General features: G+C 59.5%; 18 protein-coding genes. 15 read left to right on the top strand and 3 right to left on the bottom strand.

Features of this window, described 5'->3' with window-relative positions:
* Positions 1-3: 3 nt before the first annotated feature.
* From ACPYOP_RS29390 to ACPYOP_RS29380, 3 genes are all read right to left on the bottom strand, one after another.
* Positions 4-1191, bottom strand: a complete 1188-nt coding sequence (locus tag ACPYOP_RS29390; protein WP_481413779.1) for a GNAT family N-acetyltransferase — start codon at positions 1189-1191, stop codon at positions 4-6.
* 123 nt (positions 1192-1314) lie between these two features.
* A complete protein-coding gene (locus ACPYOP_RS29385; protein WP_481413778.1) occupies positions 1315-2034 on the bottom strand; it encodes a glycerophosphodiester phosphodiesterase in 720 nt (239 codons plus the stop codon).
* Complete coding sequence (locus ACPYOP_RS29380; RefSeq protein ID WP_481413777.1) at positions 2034-2501, bottom strand: RidA family protein; 468 nt, start codon at positions 2499-2501, stop codon at positions 2034-2036. Before ACPYOP_RS29380 ends, ACPYOP_RS29385 begins: the two co-directional genes overlap by 1 nt.
* Positions 2502-2636: 135 nt before the next feature.
* Here ACPYOP_RS29380 and ACPYOP_RS29375 point away from each other — a divergent pair, with 135 nt between their 5' ends.
* The 15 genes from ACPYOP_RS29375 (at position 2637) to ACPYOP_RS29305 (ending at position 18140) form a co-directional block, all read left to right on the top strand.
* Complete coding sequence (locus ACPYOP_RS29375; protein WP_481413776.1) at positions 2637-3464, top strand: cell envelope integrity EipB family protein; 828 nt, start codon at positions 2637-2639, stop codon at positions 3462-3464.
* Between the two features lie 205 nt (positions 3465-3669).
* Positions 3670-4437 (top strand): 30S ribosomal protein S2, encoded by a 768-nt coding sequence (gene rpsB, locus ACPYOP_RS29370; protein WP_481413775.1) that lies wholly within the window; start codon positions 3670-3672, stop codon positions 4435-4437.
* Between the two features lie 376 nt (positions 4438-4813).
* Complete coding sequence (gene tsf, locus ACPYOP_RS29365; RefSeq protein WP_184708507.1) at positions 4814-5740, top strand: translation elongation factor Ts; 927 nt, start codon at positions 4814-4816, stop codon at positions 5738-5740.
* 134 nt (positions 5741-5874) lie between these two features.
* The gene (gene pyrH, locus ACPYOP_RS29360; protein WP_481413774.1) at positions 5875-6594 is read left to right on the top strand and encodes a UMP kinase; all 720 of its coding nucleotides are present in this window, start codon (positions 5875-5877) and stop codon (positions 6592-6594) included.
* A gap of 55 nt (positions 6595-6649) precedes the next feature.
* Complete coding sequence (gene frr, locus ACPYOP_RS29355) at positions 6650-7210, top strand: ribosome recycling factor (protein ID WP_481413773.1); 561 nt, start codon at positions 6650-6652, stop codon at positions 7208-7210.
* A gap of 82 nt (positions 7211-7292) precedes the next feature.
* On the top strand, positions 7293-8066 hold the full coding sequence (locus ACPYOP_RS29350; RefSeq protein WP_281408623.1) for an isoprenyl transferase: 774 nt from the start codon (positions 7293-7295) through the stop codon (positions 8064-8066).
* Entirely contained in the window at positions 8066-8899 is an 834-nt protein-coding gene (locus ACPYOP_RS29345; protein ID WP_481413772.1) for a phosphatidate cytidylyltransferase, read from the top strand. The genes ACPYOP_RS29350 and ACPYOP_RS29345 overlap by 1 nt, the downstream gene beginning before the upstream one ends.
* Positions 8900-9024: 125 nt before the next feature.
* Positions 9025-10698, top strand: a complete 1674-nt coding sequence (rseP, locus tag ACPYOP_RS29340; RefSeq protein ID WP_481413771.1) for an RIP metalloprotease RseP — start codon at positions 9025-9027, stop codon at positions 10696-10698.
* Positions 10699-10898: 200 nt separating this feature from the next.
* Positions 10899-13232, top strand: a complete 2334-nt coding sequence (gene bamA / locus ACPYOP_RS29335) for an outer membrane protein assembly factor BamA (RefSeq protein ID WP_481413770.1) — start codon at positions 10899-10901, stop codon at positions 13230-13232.
* A 51-nt stretch (positions 13233-13283) separates the two neighbouring features.
* A complete protein-coding gene (gene lpxD / locus ACPYOP_RS29330; protein ID WP_481413769.1) occupies positions 13284-14351 on the top strand; it encodes a UDP-3-O-(3-hydroxymyristoyl)glucosamine N-acyltransferase in 1068 nt (355 codons plus the stop codon).
* Positions 14344-14817, top strand: coding sequence for a 3-hydroxyacyl-ACP dehydratase FabZ (fabZ, locus tag ACPYOP_RS29325; protein WP_481413768.1), 474 nt, complete (start codon positions 14344-14346; stop codon positions 14815-14817). The genes lpxD and fabZ overlap by 8 nt, the downstream gene beginning before the upstream one ends.
* A complete protein-coding gene (lpxA, locus tag ACPYOP_RS29320; RefSeq protein WP_481413767.1) occupies positions 14814-15629 on the top strand; it encodes an acyl-ACP--UDP-N-acetylglucosamine O-acyltransferase in 816 nt (271 codons plus the stop codon). The genes fabZ and lpxA overlap by 4 nt, the downstream gene beginning before the upstream one ends.
* Before the next feature lies 1 nt (position 15630).
* Positions 15631-16512, top strand: coding sequence for an LpxI family protein (locus ACPYOP_RS29315; RefSeq protein ID WP_481413766.1), 882 nt, complete (start codon positions 15631-15633; stop codon positions 16510-16512).
* Complete coding sequence (lpxB, locus tag ACPYOP_RS29310; protein ID WP_481413765.1) at positions 16509-17705, top strand: lipid-A-disaccharide synthase; 1197 nt, start codon at positions 16509-16511, stop codon at positions 17703-17705. Before ACPYOP_RS29315 ends, lpxB begins: the two co-directional genes overlap by 4 nt.
* A 39-nt stretch (positions 17706-17744) precedes the next feature.
* A complete protein-coding gene (locus ACPYOP_RS29305) occupies positions 17745-18140 on the top strand; it encodes a transposase (RefSeq protein WP_481413764.1) in 396 nt (131 codons plus the stop codon).
* The last annotated feature ends 120 nt before the right edge of the window (positions 18141-18260 follow it).

The raw sequence follows: 18260 nt of genomic DNA, 5'->3' as shown, positions 1-18260 counted from the left end.
CCGCTAAATATCCTGCCGTTCGCCTTTGCGGAAGGGGCTGTGTTCGGTGAGGATTTCGCTCATCTCCTCCACCTGTTCCCGCTCGTGCTCCAGATAGTCGGCAACGGCGCGCCGCAGGCCATGATGGCCGATATAGTGCGCCGAATGCGTGATGACCGGAAGATAGCCGCGCGCCAGCTTGTGCTCACCCTGCGCGCCGGCTTCCACCCGTTTCAGCCCCTTCTCAAGCGCGAAATCGATAGCCTGATGATAGCAGACTTCGAAATGCAGGAAGGGATGATCCTCGATGCAGCCCCAGTGGCGGCCGTACAGCGTCTCGCCGCCGATGAAGTTGATGGCGCCGGCGATATAGCGTCCCTCGCGCTTGGCCATGACGAGCAGGACATCGTCGGGCATGCGCTCGCCGATCAGCGAATAGAATTTCCGGGTGAGATAGGGCCGGCCCCATTTGCGGCTGCCGGTATCCATGTAGAAGGCGAAAAACTGGTCCCAGATGTTTTCGGTGAGATCGCTGCCGGTCAGCCAGTCGATGGTGATGCCGTGCTCGACCGCCGCGCGCCGCTCCTTCTTCAGCGCCTTGCGCTTGCGGGATGCCAGCGTATCGAGAAAGGCGTCATGATCGGCGTAGCCTTCATTGATAAAATGGAATTGCTGGTCGGTGCGATGCAGATAGCCATCGCCTTCGAAGACCGAAGCCTCGTCTTCGGGCAGGAAGGTGATGTGCGCCGAGGAAACGCCGAGCTGCCGAGTGACTTCCTTGAGGCTTTCGGCAAGCGCCAGCTGCAGCGCGCTCCGATCCTGTCCCTCGGCGACGAGCAGCCGCGGTCCCGTGGCGGGCGTGAAGGGAATGGAGCATTGCAGCTTCGGATAATAGCGGCCGCCAGCCCGTTCGAAAGCATCAGCCCAGCCATGATCGAAAACATATTCGCCCTGGCTGTGGCTCTTCAGGTAGCCCGCGACGGCACCGAGCAATTCGCCGCCGTCGGTCTCGAGCAGCAGGTGATTGCCGAGCCAGCCCGTCTTGTCGGTCGCGGAGCCGGACTCCTCGAGCGACGACAGGAAGGCGTGCGAGACGAAGGGGTTGTAAGGCAGGATGCTGCCGGTTCTGGACGCCCCGGCCAGCTTGGACCAGCTCTCCGGGGCGATGTTCTTGAAGGATCGTTCGACTCGAATGGATAATTCGTCTGTCATCAACTTCTTGCGCTAGGAAGGACGGGAGGGGCTCTCACCGCTGCGCCTTCATCCGGGAGGATACGTCGTAGGCGCAGCGATAATTTGGGTTTGCGCAAAGCCTCTCCTTCAATCGATCCCGATTTACGAGGCCAGGCGCGGATCAAAACCTTCGAAGGTCATCTGGTCTGCATTGGCAAATGTATGTTTGCGGGCCGCTTCGTCGCGCACGGTCCAGGTGATGACCGGAATGCCGCGCTGGCGCTGCGCCGTGACAAAGGGGTTCGGCAGGTGGCCGTAGAAGTACGAAATGAAGTCTAGCCCAAGATGCATGGCTTCGTCATGCTGAAAAAACGTCTCGGGCTTGTTTCCCTCAGCCGTAAGCCCGACCGGGTAAGGTGCTTCCAGGCTTTTAAGGTCCTTGAGCAGCCAATGGTCGAAGCTCATGAGGGCGACATGGCCCTTGTAGCCTTCAAGCACTTCGAGCACGGATTCGGCAAAGCCTTCGTCATCGCCTTCGCGTCCCTTGAGTTCCAGCACGAGAGGCACCTTGCCGCCGCAGAGCTGGAGAAGCTGCTTTAGCGTCGGGATCTTGTCCTTGGTGCCGCCGATCGAGAGCAGCCCGAGTTCGGCAGAAGTGCGCTCACGCACTTCGCCGGGCAGGTTGCAGACACGCTGCAGGTCATCGTCATGGAAGACGACCGGAACGCCGTCGGAGGCATAGTGCAGGTCGCATTCGATGGCAAAGCCGGCATCGATGGCGCGGCTGAAGGCCGAGAGCGTGTTCTCCCAGACCGCTTTATTCATGTCGTGATAGCCGCGATGGGCGACGGGACGCTCGATCAGCCAGGCAAGCTTGCTCATTATGCAATTTCCAGAATGGCATCGATTTCAACGGCGGCATTGAGCGGCAGGACCGCCATGCCGACGGCGGCGCGGGCATGCTTGCCGGCTTCGCCCAATATATTTGCCAGAAGATTGGAGGCGCCGTTGATCACAAGATGTTGTTCGACGAAATCCGGGGTCGAGGCGACGAAGCCGTTCAGCTTGATCAGCCGCTTGATCCGGCCGAGATCGCCGCCGAGAGCAGCCTTTGCCTGGGCGAGAATATTGATGGCGCAGAGTTCGGCCGCGCGCTGGCCGCCGGCGACATCGACGTCCTTGCCGAGATGGCCCGTCACGCCGATCTTGCCGTTTTCCATCGGTAGCTGGCCCGATAGATAGAGAAGATTGCCGCTGATGACATAGGGAACATAGTTGGCGGCCGGTGCCGCGGCTTGCGGCAGAACGATGCCGAGTTCCTTCAGGCGACCCTCGATGGCGTCGGACATTTTCATCTCCCGTTTTGTTGTAAAAACTTCAAAAATCCGGCATCAAGACTAAATTCCGTCACTTAGGATGGGCAGCCTCGTTTCAGCCGAAAGCGTTCTTATAACATCGCATGCGAGTCCAACAGGAGATAATGAATGTTCCGCTCGAGTCTTGCTGCCACCGTCGTTTCGGGGCTGGGCATTCTGTCACTGGGGACTTCCGCAGCCTACGCCGCAGGGCCAAGCGGGCTGATCGCCCATCGCGCCGTCTATGATCTGGAGCTGAAGGATGCTTCCGACCGCTCCGGCATTTCCGGCATGGTCGGCCGCATGGTCTATGAATTCGAAGGCTCCGATTGCGCTGGATTCACCACCAATTTCCGCTTCGTGACGAAGATCGACACGGGCGATTCCACTCGCGTCAGCGACCAGCAGACGACGACATTCGAGGATCTCGGCAAACGTCTGTTCCGCTTCGAGACCAAGTCCTTCACCGACAACCAGCTCGACAAGGACGTGCGGGGAGCCGCAAGCGACGATCAGAGGGGCATCAAGGTCGACCTGACGCAGCCGCATAGCAAGCAGATCGAACTCATCCAGAGCCGCTTCCCGACGGAGCATATGCTCGACATCATCCACAACGCCAAGCTGGGCAGGAATTTCTTCGAGGCGCAGGTCTTCGACGGCTCCGATGACGGCGACAAGCCGCTGATCGCCACCACGGTCGTGGGCAAGGCGCAGCCTCCGGCCACGGACGATCCCGATGCCGAAAAGGCCGGCGCCTTCGCCAAGACGTCTTTCTGGCCGGTGACCGTGGCCTATTTCAACGAGAAGTCGACGGGCGACGCCACGCCCGTCTATCGCATGTCCTTCAAACTCTACGAGAACGGCATAACGCGCGACCTCACCATGGACTATGGCGACTTCGTATTGACCGGCAAGCTCACGAAGCTCGAGGTTCTCGATGCCAAGGCATGCCAGTAGCCAGCTGCGGGACGGATTGAGATAAGAATCGGCTATTTTGAGCCTCAAGCCTTGCATTCCACGCGAATCGAATGTATGGGCACCGGCATTCCACACGTAAGGCATGGGATTGTCCGGGAGAAATCCGGATCGTTCCGCCCGGTGGCATTCTCGAAGAGGATGCTGTTCGCCTTGCGGAGGTTCAACCGGAAAAGGATACAAAGGCATGGCATTGCCCGATTTTTCTATGCGCCAGCTTCTCGAAGCAGGTGTTCACTTCGGCCACCAGACGCACCGCTGGAACCCGAAGATGAAGCCGTACATTTTCGGTGATCGTAACAACATCCACATCATCGACCTCGCCCAGACGGTTCCGTTGCTGAGCCGCGCCCTGCAGGTCGTCAGCGACACCGTTGCCCGTGGTGGCCGCGTTCTGTTCGTCGGCACCAAGCGTCAGGCGTCCGAACTGATCGCCGACAGCGCAAAGCGCTCGGCTCAGTACTACGTCAATGCCCGCTGGCTCGGCGGCATGATGACCAACTGGAAGACGATCTCCAACTCGATCCAGCGTCTGCGCAAGCTCGACGAAATCCTCTCCGGCGAAGCCCAGGGCTTCACCAAGAAGGAGCGTCTGAACCTCGAGCGCGAACGCGAAAAGCTCGACAAGGCCCTCGGCGGTATCAAGGACATGGGCGGCACGCCCGACCTGATGTTCATCATCGACACCAACAAGGAAAAGATCGCGATCGACGAAGCCAAGCGCCTCGGCATCCCGGTTGTCGCCATCATCGACTCGAACTGCGATCCGGACCTGATCGACTATCCGATCCCGGGCAACGACGACGCCTCGCGCGCCATCGCTCTTTACTGCGACCTGATCTCGCGCGCTGCCATCGACGGCATCGCCCGTCAGCAGGGTGCATCCGGCCGTGATCTCGGCGCTTCCGAGGAAGCTCTGATCGAGCCGACCCTGGCGGACGGCACCGAAGCCTGATCGCGCCCAGAGGCGGGCAGAAGATTGCCCGCCCACGCGCATTGACATCCGGGATAAGGCCGTTTGCGACTTCAACAAGTTCGAGCGGCCTTATCGCGTTTTGCATAACGCCTTGCCTACTGCATAATTCCTTAAATCGGGATCGATTTAAGGGTAAGATTATGCAGCGGATTTAAGTGCTACAGCGATATTTGCGCGTCACTTGTGACGCACCGCGCTGTAGGCGGTAAATCCAGGCATGTTCCAATCAAGAATTCCATAGTATGACGCGGCTTCATAACGCTGTCATACTTACGGGTACATTTCGTCCCTCAAATCGGTGCCGCTTCGGCTCAAAACCGTATGCCGCACCGTATGAACCGACAAGAGGAAGCTTATGACCGAGATTACGGCTGCACTGGTAAAGGAACTGCGCGAAAAGTCTGGCGCAGGCATGATGGACTGCAAGAAGGCGCTGACCGAAACCAACGGCGATATCGAAGCCGCGATTGACTGGCTGCGCGCCAAGGGCATCTCCAAGGCAGACAAGAAGTCCGGCCGCACCGCCGCTGAAGGCTTGGTCGCCATTGCCGGCGCCGGTCACAAGGCCGTTGTCGTCGAGCTCAATTCCGAAACCGACTTCGTTGCGCGTAACGATGCCTTCCAGGACCTCGCTCGCGGCGTCGCCGAAGTTGCGCTGTCCACCGACGGCACGGTCGAAGCCATTTCGGCTGCGACCTATCCCGCATCCGGCAAGCCGGTCGCCGACACCATCAAGGACGCGATCGCAACCATCGGCGAGAACATGACGCTTCGTCGTGCGGCCAAGCTGGAAGTCGAACACGGCGTCGTGGCGACCTACATCCACAACGCTGCCGGCGACGGTATCGGCAAGCTCGGCGTTCTGGTCGCCCTGAAGTCGGTCGGTGACAAGGCCGTTCTGACGTCGATCGGCCGCCAGGTTGCCATGCACATCGCTGCGACCAACCCGCTGGCTATCCGCGCCGAGGAAGTCGATGCCGCAGTCGCCGAGCGCGAACGCAACGTCTTCATCGAGCAGTCCCGCGAATCCGGCAAGCCGGAAGCCATCATCGAAAAGATGGTGGAAGGCCGCATGCGCAAGTTCTTCGAGGAGGTCGCGCTTCTCTCGCAGGCTTTCGTCATCAACCCGGACCTGACGGTCGCTGCTGCCATCAAGGAAGCTGAAAAGACCGCCGGAGCCCCGATCGAAGTCGTTGGCATGGCCCGCCTGCTGCTCGGCGAAGGCGTCGAGAAGGAAGAAACCGACTTCGCTGCCGAAGTCGCCGCTGTCGCCAAGGGCTGATCGCCGAAAAGAGACATATCCCGGATTGGTGAAACCATATCAGGGAAAACGTATGGGCATCGCGTGACAACGCGGTGCCCTTCGTGTATCCGGCTTTCACAATCATTCCCCGGTGATCACTTCAAGGAGCTACGATGTCCCAGCCGATCTACAAGCGCGTGTTGCTCAAGGCCTCCGGTGAAGCTCTGATGGGCAGCCAGGGTTTTGGCATCGACGTGACCGTCGCCGACCGGATTGCCGGCGATATCGCGCAGGCGCGCAAAATGGGCGTTGAAGTCGGCGTCGTCGTTGGTGGCGGCAATATCTTCCGCGGCGTTGCCGTGGCCTCCAAGGGTGGCGACCGGGTGACCGGCGACCACATGGGCATGCTCGGCACCATCATCAATGCGCTGGCTCTTGCGACCTCGCTGCGCAAGCTCGATATCGACACCGTCGTGCTCTCGGCCATCTCCATGCCGGAAATCTGCGAAAGCTTCTCGCAGCGCGCCACGCTTTATCATCTCTCGCTCGGTCGCGTGGTAATCTTTGCCGGCGGCACCGGCAATCCGTTCTTCACGACAGATTCCGCCGCCGCGCTACGCGCCGCCGAAATGGGAGCGCAAGCGATCTTCAAGGGCACGCAGGTCGACGGCATCTACTCCGCCGATCCGAAAAAATTCCCCGATGCCGAGCGCTTCGACCATCTGACGCACAGCCAGGTGCTCGAAAAGGGACTGGCCGTCATGGACGTAGCCGCCGTGGCGCTTGCGCGCGAAAACTCCATTCCGATCGTCGTCTTCTCGATTCACGAGAAGGGCGGTTTCGCTGAAATCTTGACCGGCGGCGGCCGCAAGACCATCGTATCAGACAATTGACGTTCCTGTGGCGCCGGGCATGCCCGGTGTCGCCATATCAGACGGGAGTATGAACATGAGTGAAGGCAACGACCTCAAGGAATTGAAGCGCCGCATGGACGGCGCCATCGCGGCATTCAAGAGCGATATCGCCTCTCTGCGCACCGGGCGTGCATCAGCCAACATCTTGGATCCGGTCGTGATCGAAGCCTATGGTTCGCGCATGCCGCTGAACCAGGTCGCCAACATCACCGTGCCGGAACCGCGAATGCTGACGGTTTCGGTGTGGGATAAGTCGATGGTCGGTGCCGTTGAGCGCGCCATCCGTGAATCCAATCTCGGCCTCAACCCCATCGTCGACGGCCAGAACCTGCGCATCCCGTTGCCGGAGCTCAACGAAGAGCGCCGCCGTTCGCTGGTGAAAGTCGCCCATGAATACGCGGAAAAGGCGAAGGTGGCGATTCGCCATGTTCGCCGCGACGGCATGGACGGTCTCAAAAAGGCCGAAAAAGACGGTGTAATCGGCCAGGACGAGAGCCGCTCTCTCTCTGAACGTGTGCAGAAGATGACGGATGAGACGATTTCGGAAATCGACCGCTTGCTAGCCGACAAAGAAAAGGAAATCATGCAGGTCTGATCGCACGCTGGGGAGATGTCACGCTTTTGATTTCGCAATATTGAAAGCGGTGGCCGCGCCCTAGATTACGAGACCAGAGCGTATTTCCGCCGAACGAAACCGGACCCATATGTCAGCTCCCACGTTCTCCGTCGTACCCGAACACGTTGCCATTATCATGGATGGCAACGGTCGCTGGGCCAATGCGCGCGGTCTGCCGCGCACCATGGGCCACCGCAAGGGCGTGGAGGCGGTCAGGGAAACGGTTCGGGCCGCCGGCGATATCGGCATCAAATACCTGACGCTGTTTGCCTTTTCCTCGGAGAACTGGCGTCGCCCCGAGACTGAGGTCAGCGACTTGCTGGGCCTGCTCAAGGCCTTCATCCGCAGGGACCTCGCCGAGCTTCATCGGCAGAACGTCCGGATTCGCGTCATCGGCGATCGCAGCAACCTGCGCGGCGACATTCTGCCCCTGTTGATCGAGGCAGAGGAAACTACCAGGAACAATACGGCCCTGACGCTGGTGATCGCCTTCAATTACGGCTCGCGCGATGAGATCACGCGCGCCTTCGCGAGCCTCGCAAAAGACGTCGAGGCCGGGCGGCTGCGCCCGCAGGACATCAGCGCGGAGCTGGTCGATGCCCGTCTCGACACTGCGGGAATTCCCGATCCCGACCTCATTATCCGCACGAGCGGCGAGGAGCGGCTTTCGAATTTCCTGTTGTGGCAGGCCGCCTATTCCGAATTCATGTTCGTGCCGGACTATTGGCCCGATTTCAGCCGCGATCTCTTCTTCTCCGCGCTGGAAAAATATGCAGCGCGCGACCGGCGCTTTGGCGGCCTTTCCGCCAAGCAGGCGGCGGCCGTGGGGTCCTAATGAGCCGCGAACTCAGGCTGCGCATTATTTCCGGCATCATTCTCGCCGTCATCGTCCTTGTCGCCACTTGGTATGGCGGCTTGAGCTTTCGTCTTCTGGCGGCTGCGATCGGCCTGCTCGTCTATTATGAATGGTCGACGATAACCGATCTGCATGGCCGCGATCCCCAGGGAAATGCGCTCGGCTGGCTTGGTCTCGTGCTGATTGCCGGTGCGACGGTCCTGGGCGAATCCGTCTATTCCATCGAGGTTCTGGCGGCCTTCGTCATTGTCACGGCGATCATGGTCGGGATTCGCGCCAGAAGCTGGTGGCTGCCCTCAGGCATACTCTATTCCGGACTGACGACGATTGCGCTTTCGGAAATCCGCGATGACGATCTGCGCGGCTTCGTCCTGATGCTGTTCGTTTTCGCCACCGTGTGGGCAACGGATATCCTCGCTTATTTCGTCGGGCGCGCCATCGGCGGGCCGAAGTTGGCTCCGAGGATATCGCCCGGCAAGACATGGTCGGGCGCGATCGGCGGTGCCATCGCGGCCGTTGTCGCGGGAACCGCCGTCGTCTGGAGCTTCTTCTCCGCCGATGAGCTGCGCATTCCCATCCTCGCCCTGGTGCTTTCCGTGTGCAGCCAGATCGGCGATTTGTTCGAGTCGTTCATCAAGCGCAAGTTTGGCGTGAAAGACTCCAGTCATCTGATTCCCGGCCATGGTGGCGTCATGGATCGGGTCGATGGACTAATTTTTGCTTGTTTTGCAGCGTTTTTGTTGGCTATCGTAATGTCGCTGACAATGAGCGGCGAGACCTTTTCGTTGGGCGGCGTTCTGCTCGGGGTCTGATACTAGAGCAATTCCAGGAAAAGTGCGTAGCGGTTTTCCGTCCGGAATTGTGAGAAAACAGAAAGATGGAGCGGTTCAGAGCTTCCGTGAAAGCTGAGCCGCTCTAACACGAACAGGATCGTTGCATGAGTAGCGCGGCTAGCTTCATCGGGTTTTTGACGAACAACGTCATCACGTTTGTCTTCGTCCTGTCGCTGCTCGTTTTCGTGCATGAGATGGGTCACTATCTGATCGGCCGCTGGTCCGGTATCCGCATCATGGCCTTCTCGATCGGTTTCGGCCCGGAAATCGCCGGATTTACCGATCGGCACGGCACGCGCTGGAAGCTTTCGCTCATCCCGCTCGGCGGCTATGTGCGCTTCTTCGGTGACGAGGATGCCTCCAGCAAGACCGATGTGGATCAGCTTTCAGCCATGACGGAGGAAGAGCGGGCCCAGTCCTTTGCCGGTGCCAAGCTCTGGAAGCGGGCCGCCACGGTTGCGGCCGGTCCGATTGCCAATTTCCTTCTTGCCATCGTGATCTTTGCTGCTCTTTTCAGCATTTATGGCCGTACGGTCGCCGATCCGGTCGTTGCGATGGTGACGCGTGACGGCGCTGCCGCCGAGGCCGGTATCGAGCCGGGCGACCGGCTTGTTGCCATCGACGGCAGCAAGGTGGCGACGTTCGATGAAGTGCAACGCTACGTCGGTCTTCGCCCGGGCCGTGCCATCGTTCTGACGGTCGAGCGTGACGGCCAGAATCGCGATTTCCAGATCGTACCGAAACTCGTCGAAGATACCGATCAGTTCGGTAACAAGATGGAAATGGGCCGCATCGGCATTGCGCTCGTCGATCCGGTCGTGACGGCGGTTGAGCCGGCAGGTCCGGCTGCCAAGGCTGGCTTGCAGGCCGGCGACCGGCTGATTGCGGTCGACGGCAATAGCGTCGCGACCTATTATGATATCGGTCGCTACGTGGCCGACCGTCCCGGCAAGAGCATCGTGCTGACCATACAGCGCAACGGCACAATCCGTGATGTCCCGATCATGCCCGAGACGCTTGTCGATATCGACGCGTCCGGCAACAAGAAGGATATCGGCAGCATCGGAATCGCGCCGATCGATCCGATCATTGCCTCGATCGGCTCCGACAGTCCGGCCCAGACGGCCGGCCTGGAGCTTGGCGATCGTATTCTTTTTGTGGATGGACGGAACATCGGCTCCGTCGGCGAAGTGCAGCGCTATGCGGCGGCTCACGCCGACAAGCCCATGGCGCTGACGGTCAAGCGCGACGGCCAGACGCGCGATCTGACGGTGACGCCCAGGAAGTCGGCGGAGACCGATGCCTTCGGCGCCCAGACGGAGATCGCCACCATCGGCATCACCGACGGCCAGAGGCCGATCAAGCTGCGCTATGAGGCTTACGGGCCGCTCCGGGCGCTTGCCGAGGGTGTAAAACAGACGGGCAGCATCGTTTCCGGCACCTTCGAATATATCGGCAATGTCATCGGCGGCTATATGAAGGCCGATCAGCTGGGAGGCCCGATCAGGGTTGCGCAACTTTCGGGGCAAATGGCAACCCTGGGTTTTGCCGCGGTGCTCCAATTCGCCGCCATACTTTCTGTTTCAATAGGGTTATTAAATTTGATGCCGGTGCCGGTACTTGATGGCGGCCATCTGATGTTCTATGCGATTGAAGCCGTAAGGGGAAAGCCCCTGGGTGCACGGGCGCAGGATATCGCTTTCCGGATCGGATTTGCGATGGTGCTCTCACTCATGGTGTTTGCGACCTGGAACGACATCAGTTCCAGAATAGGCTAGTGGGGCTACGACGAGAGGAAATTACGATTTATTTACGATGTTTCAAAGCTGTAGTGGCGAATGAGCCACGCTTTGAAATGAAGTAAACAGAAATTAACGTGCTCCCTTGCTTGTATGTCAAAAGCGGGTAAAACGACACACGTGGCCGGAATCGGGTTCGCTCGGGGCTGGGGACGATTGAAAAAAGGTAAGAAGTGAAAATGAAGGCTGGTTCAAAATTTTTGAACGCAGTGTCGGCGGTAGCGCTGTCTGCTGGTGTTGTTGCGTCTGGTGCTGGTGTTCTCACCCTTGCCTCTGCCTCGGTTGCGGAAGCTGCTGTCATTCAGCGCGTTGACGTTCGTGGTGCGGAACGTGTCGGCGCGACGGCAGTTCGCGACAATATCACGATCAAGCCCGGAAAGAACTTCTCCCCCGGCGACATCGATACTTCGGTAAAGCAGCTCTACGCCACCGGATATTTCTCGGATGTGCACGTTACGGTTTCGGGCAGCACGCTGGTCGTAACCGTCAAGGAAAACAAGCTCATCAATGCCGTGGTCTTCAACGGCAACCGCAAGATCAAGGACGACAAGCTCCAGGGCGTCATTCAGACCCATTCGGCTGGCCCGTACAATGAGGCTAGCGTTCAGGCTGACATCAAGACCATCAAGGATGCCTACGCTGCGATCGGTCGTAACGATGTCGAAGTGACGACGCAGACCGCGGAAGTTTCGCCGGGCCGCCTCAATGTCGCATTCGTCATCAACGAAGGTGATCGCACTAAGATCGACAAGATCAATTTCTCGGGCAATCAGGCTTATGGCAGTGGCCGCTTGGCTTCGGTGATCAGCACCAAGAAGAGCAACTTCCTGTCGTTCCTGACCCGTAAGGACGTCTATAGCCCTGAGCGCCAGCAGGCCGACCAGGATACGCTGCGTCAGTTCTATTACAACCACGGCTACGCCGATTTCCGCATCGTCAGCGCCGACGCGACGCTGAACGAGCAGAACAACGAATACACGCTGAATTTCAACGTAGACGAAGGTCCGCGTTACACCTATGGCGACATCAACGTGGTCTCGACGGTCGAAGGCGTCAATGCCGACGAGCTGAAGGGTCTCATCATCACCCACAAGGGCGATGTCTATAGCGCCAAGGATATCCAGACCTCGATCGAGAACATTTCCAAGCGCGTAGCTTCCGCAGGCTATCCGTTCGCCCGCATCACGCCGCGTGGCAATCGCGATCTGTCCGGTCACACCATCGGTATCGAATATCTGGTCGATCAGGGCGAGCGCGCCTATGTCGAGCGGATCGAAATCCGCGGTAACACCCGCACGCGCGATTACGTCATTCGCCGCGAGTTCGACCTGAATGAAGGCGATGCCTTCAATCAGGAAATGATCACGCGTGCCAAGCGTCGCCTCGATGCGCTGGGCTATTTCACCAAGGTCGATATCTCGACGGCGCAGGGCAGTGCCGCGGACCGCGTCATCGTGATCGTCAATGTCGAAGACCAGCCGACCGGCTCCTTCGGTATCGGCGCCGGTTACGCCGTCGGCAACAACGGTGGTCTGCTGCTCGAAGCCTCGGTCGAAGAAAAGAACTTTCTCGGTCGCGGTCAGTACATCCGCCTCGCCGCAGGTGCTGGTACGGAAGGTAACCGTACCTACAACATCTCGTTCACCGAGCCCTATTTCCTCGGTTATCGTCTGGCTGCCGGTTTCGATATCTTCAAGAACCAGACGTCGAGCGACGATTATTACGACTATTCGGAAGCGGGCTTCTCGCTGCGCGTTACCGCGCCGATCACCGAGAACCTGGCAACGACCCTGCGCTATAACTACAAGCGCCTGACCTACGATGGTAGGAACGATTGGCAGAACAATCTTTCGGCCCCGTATCTCAACCTCGTCGAGAACGGCCCGTGGGTACAGTCGACGGTTTCGCAGACCTTCACCTACAACACGCTTGATGACCAGAACCTGCCGCGTGAAGGCATCATCGCCAAGTTCACGCATGAATTTGCTGGTCTTGGCGGCGACTCTGACTTCTACAAGCTGAGCGGCAAGGCCCGTTACTACAAGATGATCAGCGATGAAGCCGATATCATCGGCTCGCTGACGGTCGGTGCCGGTTATGTGATGCCGACGGACGGCAAGCTGAACGTCTTCGATCAGTTCACGCTCGGCGGCCGTGAAATCCGCGGCTTCGAGAATGCCGGTATCGGCCCGCGTTCGTCGCATGGCGATCCGCTCGGTGGTACGACCTACTTCACGGCTTCGGCTGAAGCCAGCATGCCGATGCCGGGCGTGCCGCAGGACATCGGTCTGCGTATCGCAGCCTTTGCCGACGCGGGTTCGCTCTACGGCAACAAGGCGAATCTCTTCGGCGATACGCTCCATAACGACAGCTCGATCCGAGCTTCGCTCGGTGCTGGCCTGATCTGGTCGTCGCCGTTCGGCGTCATCCGTGTTGACTATGCCGTACCGGTTCTCAAGGAAGATTACGACAAGGTTGAGAATTTCCGGTTTGGCATCGCCAACCAGTTCTGATATCGGCAGTCCAGAACTTCGGGCTTGAACACCGTTCTGGAGCTGGTGCTTATGGAACATACTGGTTTTTTCCCGCCCCATGGCGGCATCAGCTTAAGGCAACTGGCTGAGCATCTTGGGGCGGAACTTGCTGATGCGGCCTCTTCGGAGGTCGCCATCAGATCTATCGCCCCCGTCTATCGGGCAGGCGAGGGCGACATTTGCTATATCCTTTCCCGAAAGAATCGCGCTGAGCTGGAGACCTGCAAGGCTTCCGCCATCATTTGCTTGCCGGCGCTGAAATCTTTCGTTCCCGATCATATTCCGGTGCTTCTGTCGAAGAAGCCGCATACGGATTTTGCTGTTGTCGGCGGCCTGCTGCATCCGCAAGCCATGCGGCCGGTTACATTCGCGGCGAACCCGGGAACGATTTCACCGGCCGCCATTATCGATGCGACGGCGAAGCTGGAGGCCAATATCGGCGTCGAGCCGGGTGCTGTCATTGGCGCCGGCGCCGAGATCGGCGAGGGTACCTATATCGGCGCCAACGCCCTTATCGGACCAGGCGTGAAAATCGGACGCAATTGTAGCATTGGCGGCGGCGCGAGCGTACTCTGCGCCTACCTCGGCAATGGCGTTATCGTCCATAATGGTACGCGCATCGGCCAAGACGGTTTCGGTTATGCGCCGGGGCCTCGCGGCATGGTCAAGATCGTTCAGATCGGCCGCGTCATCATCCAGGACAATGTCGAGATCGGCGCCAACACGACGATCGATCGCGGTACCATGGATGACACGGTGATCGGCGAAGGTACCAAGATCGACAACCAGGTCCAGATCGGACATAACGTCCGCATCGGTCGGCATTGTGCTATCGTCAGTCAGGTGGGTATCGCCGGCAGCACGGTGATTGGAGATGGCGTCCAAATCGGCGGCCAGGCGGGCCTCAACGGTCACATCCACATCGGAGACGGCGCGCAGATCGGTGCCAAGAGCGGCGTGATGAACAGCATTCCGGCGGGAGAGCGCTATGCGGGCCTTCCAGCGCGGCCTCTATGGGATTTTCTAAGGGAATCGGCGGAGATCGCGAAGCGGTCAGGAGCCAGGGAAAAGAAAGACGGGAGTGCGGAGCATGACTGAGGAAGCCAAGGCGTCGTTGTCGTCGGCCGACGTTCTGGAAATTATGAAGCTGTTGCCGCATCGCTATCCCTTCCTGATGGTCGATAAGATCATCGAGATCGATAGCGACAATTCCGCGATCGGCATCAAGAACGTGACGGCCAATGAGCCGCAATTCACCGGGCATTTTCCGGGTTCTCCGATCATGCCTGGCGTGCTGCTCATCGAAGGTATGGCCCAGACCGCCGGCGCGATCTGCGCTCGCAAGGATGGCATCGGCGGCAATCTCGTCTACTTCATGACGATCGACAACGCCCGCTTCCGCAAGCCGGTCGTTCCGGGCGACCGCGTCGAGTTCCACGTCGTGAAGCAGAAGCAGCGCGGCACCATCTGGAAGTTCCATTGCGATGCTAAGGTCGACGGTTCTTTGGTCGCCGAGGCCGATATCGGTGCGATGATCGTACGGAAGGATCAGGAACAGGCATGAGCAGCATCGCTAAAAGCGCTCGCATTCACAAGCAGGCGGTCGTCGAAGATGGCGCAGTCATCGGCGAGAATGTAGTGGTCGGTCCGCTCTGCTATGTCGGTCCGAAAGTCGTACTCCACGATAATATTCACTTGCTCAACAATGCAGTCGTGACCGGCCGCACGACGATCGGCAAGGGAACAAAAATATTTCCGATGGCCGTTGTTGGCGGGGATCCGCAAAGCGTCCATCACGGCGGCGAGGAGACGACGCTCGATGTCGGCGAGAACTGCACGATCCGTGAAGGCGTGACCATTAATACCGGCACGGCCGATTACGGCGGCAAGACGATTGTCGGCAACAACAACCTGTTCCTCGCCAATTCGCATGTGGCGCATGATTGCCGTATCGGCAACAATGTCATCATGTCGAACAACGTCATGCTGGCAGGGCATGTGACCGTCGACGATCGCGCCATTCTTGGTGGTGGTTGTGCCGTGCACCAGTTCACGCGCATCGGCCGGCAGGCGTTCATTGGTGGTCTTTCGGCAGCAAGTTATGACCTTATTCCCTATGGCATGCTGAACGGCAATCCTGGCGTGCTCTCGGGCCTCAATATTGTCGGCATGTCGCGCGCAGGCATCGACCGTGCTGTCATTCACAGGGTTCGACGCGCTTATAAGAGCATCTTCGAAGGCGAGGGCTCGATTCGTGACAACGCCGCGTCGATCCGCGACGAATATGCCGATTGCAAGGAAGTGATCGAGATCCTCGATTTCATAGCAGCCGATAGCGACCGTGCACTGTCGTCGCCCAATCGCGGCAAGAGCTGACGTGGTTTCGGCCGGCCAAGACGGCAAAGGCAGGCTGGCGATCATCGCAGGCAGCGGGCTTCTGCCGGTTTACGTCGCCGACGCCGCGCGCCAGGCCGGCGAAAACCCAGTCATTATCGCATTGACGGACGAGGCGGATCGGGATTGGTCCGCTTTCGATCATGCCAATCTCGGTGTCGGCAATTTCGCGGGCCTGGAGGCCATGTTCCGCCGTCACGGTGTGGACCGCGTCGTCATGTCCGGCGGCGTTGCGCGCCGTCCATCCTGGCGGCAGGTGCATCCGACCTGGCGCGTGATCAAGGAGTTGCCCTCCACTATACGCACCCTTCTTTCGGGCGGCGATAACGCCGTGCTACAGATGGTTATTCGGCTGATCGAGGCGGGCGGCGTTCGCGTCGTCGGTGCGCATGAGATCGCACCCGATCTATTGGCAACGACCGGCCCCCTCGGAAAATTCTCTCCATCGGACGAGGATCTGCGTGACATCGCTCAGGGCGCCAAGGCAGCCGATGCGTTGGGATTGCTCGATGTCGGGCAGGGCTCGGTCAGCGTCGGTGGGCGTGTCGTCGCGCTCGAGGGTGCTGAAGGCACGGACAAGATGATCGAGCGGGTTGCCGAGCTGCGAGCGGCCGGGCGCATTTCGACACGTCGGCGCGGCGTGCTCGTCAAGCTCTGTAAGCCACAGCAGGATGTCCGGGCCGATTTGCCGTCCATCGGTGTATCTACGGTGTTGAACGCCAAGAAGGCCGGTCTTGCTGGCGTTGCCATCGAAGCCGGCAGAGCACTGATCCTCGACCGGCAGGCTGTCATCGCCGCTGCGGACGAAGCCGGCATTTTCGTCTGCGGCATCGATCGGGGCTTGAGCGCGGAGGGCTTCATGTGAGTGGTGCGCCTTTGAAGCTTGCCGTCGTTGCCGGCGAGGTTTCCGGCGATCTGCTGGGGGGCGATCTCGTTGCAGCGCTGAAGCGGCGTTATGACGGACAGGTCGAGCTGATGGGCGTCGGCGGCGAGGCGTTGGAAGCGCAGGGCCTGCGCTCGCTCTTCGACTATTCCGAATTGTCGATCATGGGGTTCATTCAGGTCATCAAGCGCCTGCCGAAGCTGCTTGCCCGCATCCGGCAGACGGCCGAAGCCATCATTGCCGCAAAGCCTGACGTGCTTCTGATCATCGACAGCCCCGATTTCACCCATCGCGTCGCGAAGAGGGTGCGCAAGTCTCTGCCCGATCTTCCGGTCGTCAACTATGTCTGCCCCAGCGTCTGGGCGTGGAAGGAATATCGCGCGCAGAAGATGCTCGCCTATGTCAACCATGTACTGGCCGTATTGCCGTTCGAGCCGGAAGCGATGCAACGGCTGGGCGGCCCGGCAACGACCTATGTCGGCCATCGGTTGGTAGTGGATGCCGATCTTTTGGAGACGCGCCGCCAGCGTGCATTGCGCGGTCTGGACGGCGCCAATGCGCAGAAAACGATCCTGTTGCTTCCAGGATCGCGTGCATCGGAGATCCGGCAGCTTCTTCCGGTTTTTGAGCAGGCTACCGAAGAGCTTAGTCGGCGAAACGATAATATTCGTTTTCTGCTGCCGACCGTGCCGCGGCAGGAGGCTTTGGTGCGTTCTCTTGTCGGAAATTGGCGGGTGAAGCCGGACATCGTCGTCGGCCAGGGCGCCAAATGGAGCGCTTTTGCCGAGGCTGATGCTGCCATGGCAGCCTCCGGCACCGTGATCCTGGAGCTGGGGCTTGCCGGCGTTCCAGTGGTCTCGACCTACAAGACGGAGTGGCTCGCGAAGTTCGTGCTGTCGCGCATCAAGATATGGACGGCCGCCCTGCCGAACCTGATTGCCGATTACGCTGTGCTGCCCGAGCTTATCAACGATGTTCTCCGGCCAGGAATGCTCGCGCGCTATATGGAGCGCCTGTCGAACGATACTCCCGAGCGTGCTGCGATGCTTGTGGGCTACGATCTCGTCTGGCACCGAATGCAAACGCAGGAGCCGCCAGGCGACAAGGCGGCGGCGATTCTCCTGGACGTTCTAAAGCACGTCGCCGTAAATCGGATTCGGGATTTCCGTTTGTGATGATCTGTGATTCACTGTGCCCCTGGAAGGAGAAGCGCCATGGGCAAGCCGCATCCAATCGAGTTGCGTGAGCGCGTCGTTGCGTTTGTTGGTGATGGCAATAGTAACCGGGCGGCGGCACGGCATTTCCGCGTTTCGCCTCGGTTCGTCAACAACATGATTATACTGCAGCGGACATCCGGCACTCTTGCCGCAGCCAGGCAGGGCCACCCGCCTGGTGGGGCTAAGCTTTCGGCCCATGGTGAATGGATCCGCGAGCGTATGTCTTCCCATGGCGAAACGACTTTGGACGAACTGTGTGTCGAACTCGCCGCGCGTGGTGTCGAAGTGCATCGAGCCACGGTCGGCCGGTTTCTACATCGGCTTGGGCTGAGCAATAAAAAAAAGCCTCAAGGCAAGCGAGCAGCGCAGGCCAGAGATCGCCAAGGCACGTGATCTTTGGATGAGCCGACGCAAGCGGTTCTTCAACAAGGCATTATCGCGTCTCATCTTTATCGACGAGACGTCAACGAATACACGCCTGACAAAGCGCACCGGCTGGTCTCCCAAGGGCAA

It is taken from the genome of Rhizobium sp. KNZ2-6A (genome assembly GCF_056755475.1).
The sequence above is the reverse complement of the archived record's forward strand: the minus strand, read 5'-3'. Positions and strand labels throughout refer to the sequence as shown.

Coding starts and splice junctions, on each gene's coding strand:
- ACPYOP_RS29390 (WP_481413779.1), bottom strand. CDS start 1,191: ATGACAGACGAATTATCCATTCGAGTCGAACGATCCTTCAAGAACATC.
- ACPYOP_RS29385 (WP_481413778.1), bottom strand. CDS start 2,034: ATGAGCAAGCTTGCCTGGCTGATCGAGCGTCCCGTCGCCCATCGCGGC.
- ACPYOP_RS29380 (WP_481413777.1), bottom strand. CDS start 2,501: ATGTCCGACGCCATCGAGGGTCGCCTGAAGGAACTCGGCATCGTTCTG.
- ACPYOP_RS29375 (WP_481413776.1), top strand. CDS start 2,637: ATGTTCCGCTCGAGTCTTGCTGCCACCGTCGTTTCGGGGCTGGGCATT.
- rpsB (WP_481413775.1), top strand. CDS start 3,670: ATGGCATTGCCCGATTTTTCTATGCGCCAGCTTCTCGAAGCAGGTGTT.
- tsf (WP_184708507.1), top strand. CDS start 4,814: ATGACCGAGATTACGGCTGCACTGGTAAAGGAACTGCGCGAAAAGTCT.
- pyrH (WP_481413774.1), top strand. CDS start 5,875: ATGTCCCAGCCGATCTACAAGCGCGTGTTGCTCAAGGCCTCCGGTGAA.
- frr (WP_481413773.1), top strand. CDS start 6,650: ATGAGTGAAGGCAACGACCTCAAGGAATTGAAGCGCCGCATGGACGGC.
- ACPYOP_RS29345 (WP_481413772.1), top strand. CDS start 8,066: ATGAGCCGCGAACTCAGGCTGCGCATTATTTCCGGCATCATTCTCGCC.
- rseP (WP_481413771.1), top strand. CDS start 9,025: ATGAGTAGCGCGGCTAGCTTCATCGGGTTTTTGACGAACAACGTCATC.
- bamA (WP_481413770.1), top strand. CDS start 10,899: ATGAAGGCTGGTTCAAAATTTTTGAACGCAGTGTCGGCGGTAGCGCTG.
- lpxD (WP_481413769.1), top strand. CDS start 13,284: ATGGAACATACTGGTTTTTTCCCGCCCCATGGCGGCATCAGCTTAAGG.
- fabZ (WP_481413768.1), top strand. CDS start 14,344: ATGACTGAGGAAGCCAAGGCGTCGTTGTCGTCGGCCGACGTTCTGGAA.
- lpxA (WP_481413767.1), top strand. CDS start 14,814: ATGAGCAGCATCGCTAAAAGCGCTCGCATTCACAAGCAGGCGGTCGTC.
- ACPYOP_RS29305 (WP_481413764.1), top strand. CDS start 17,745: ATGGGCAAGCCGCATCCAATCGAGTTGCGTGAGCGCGTCGTTGCGTTT.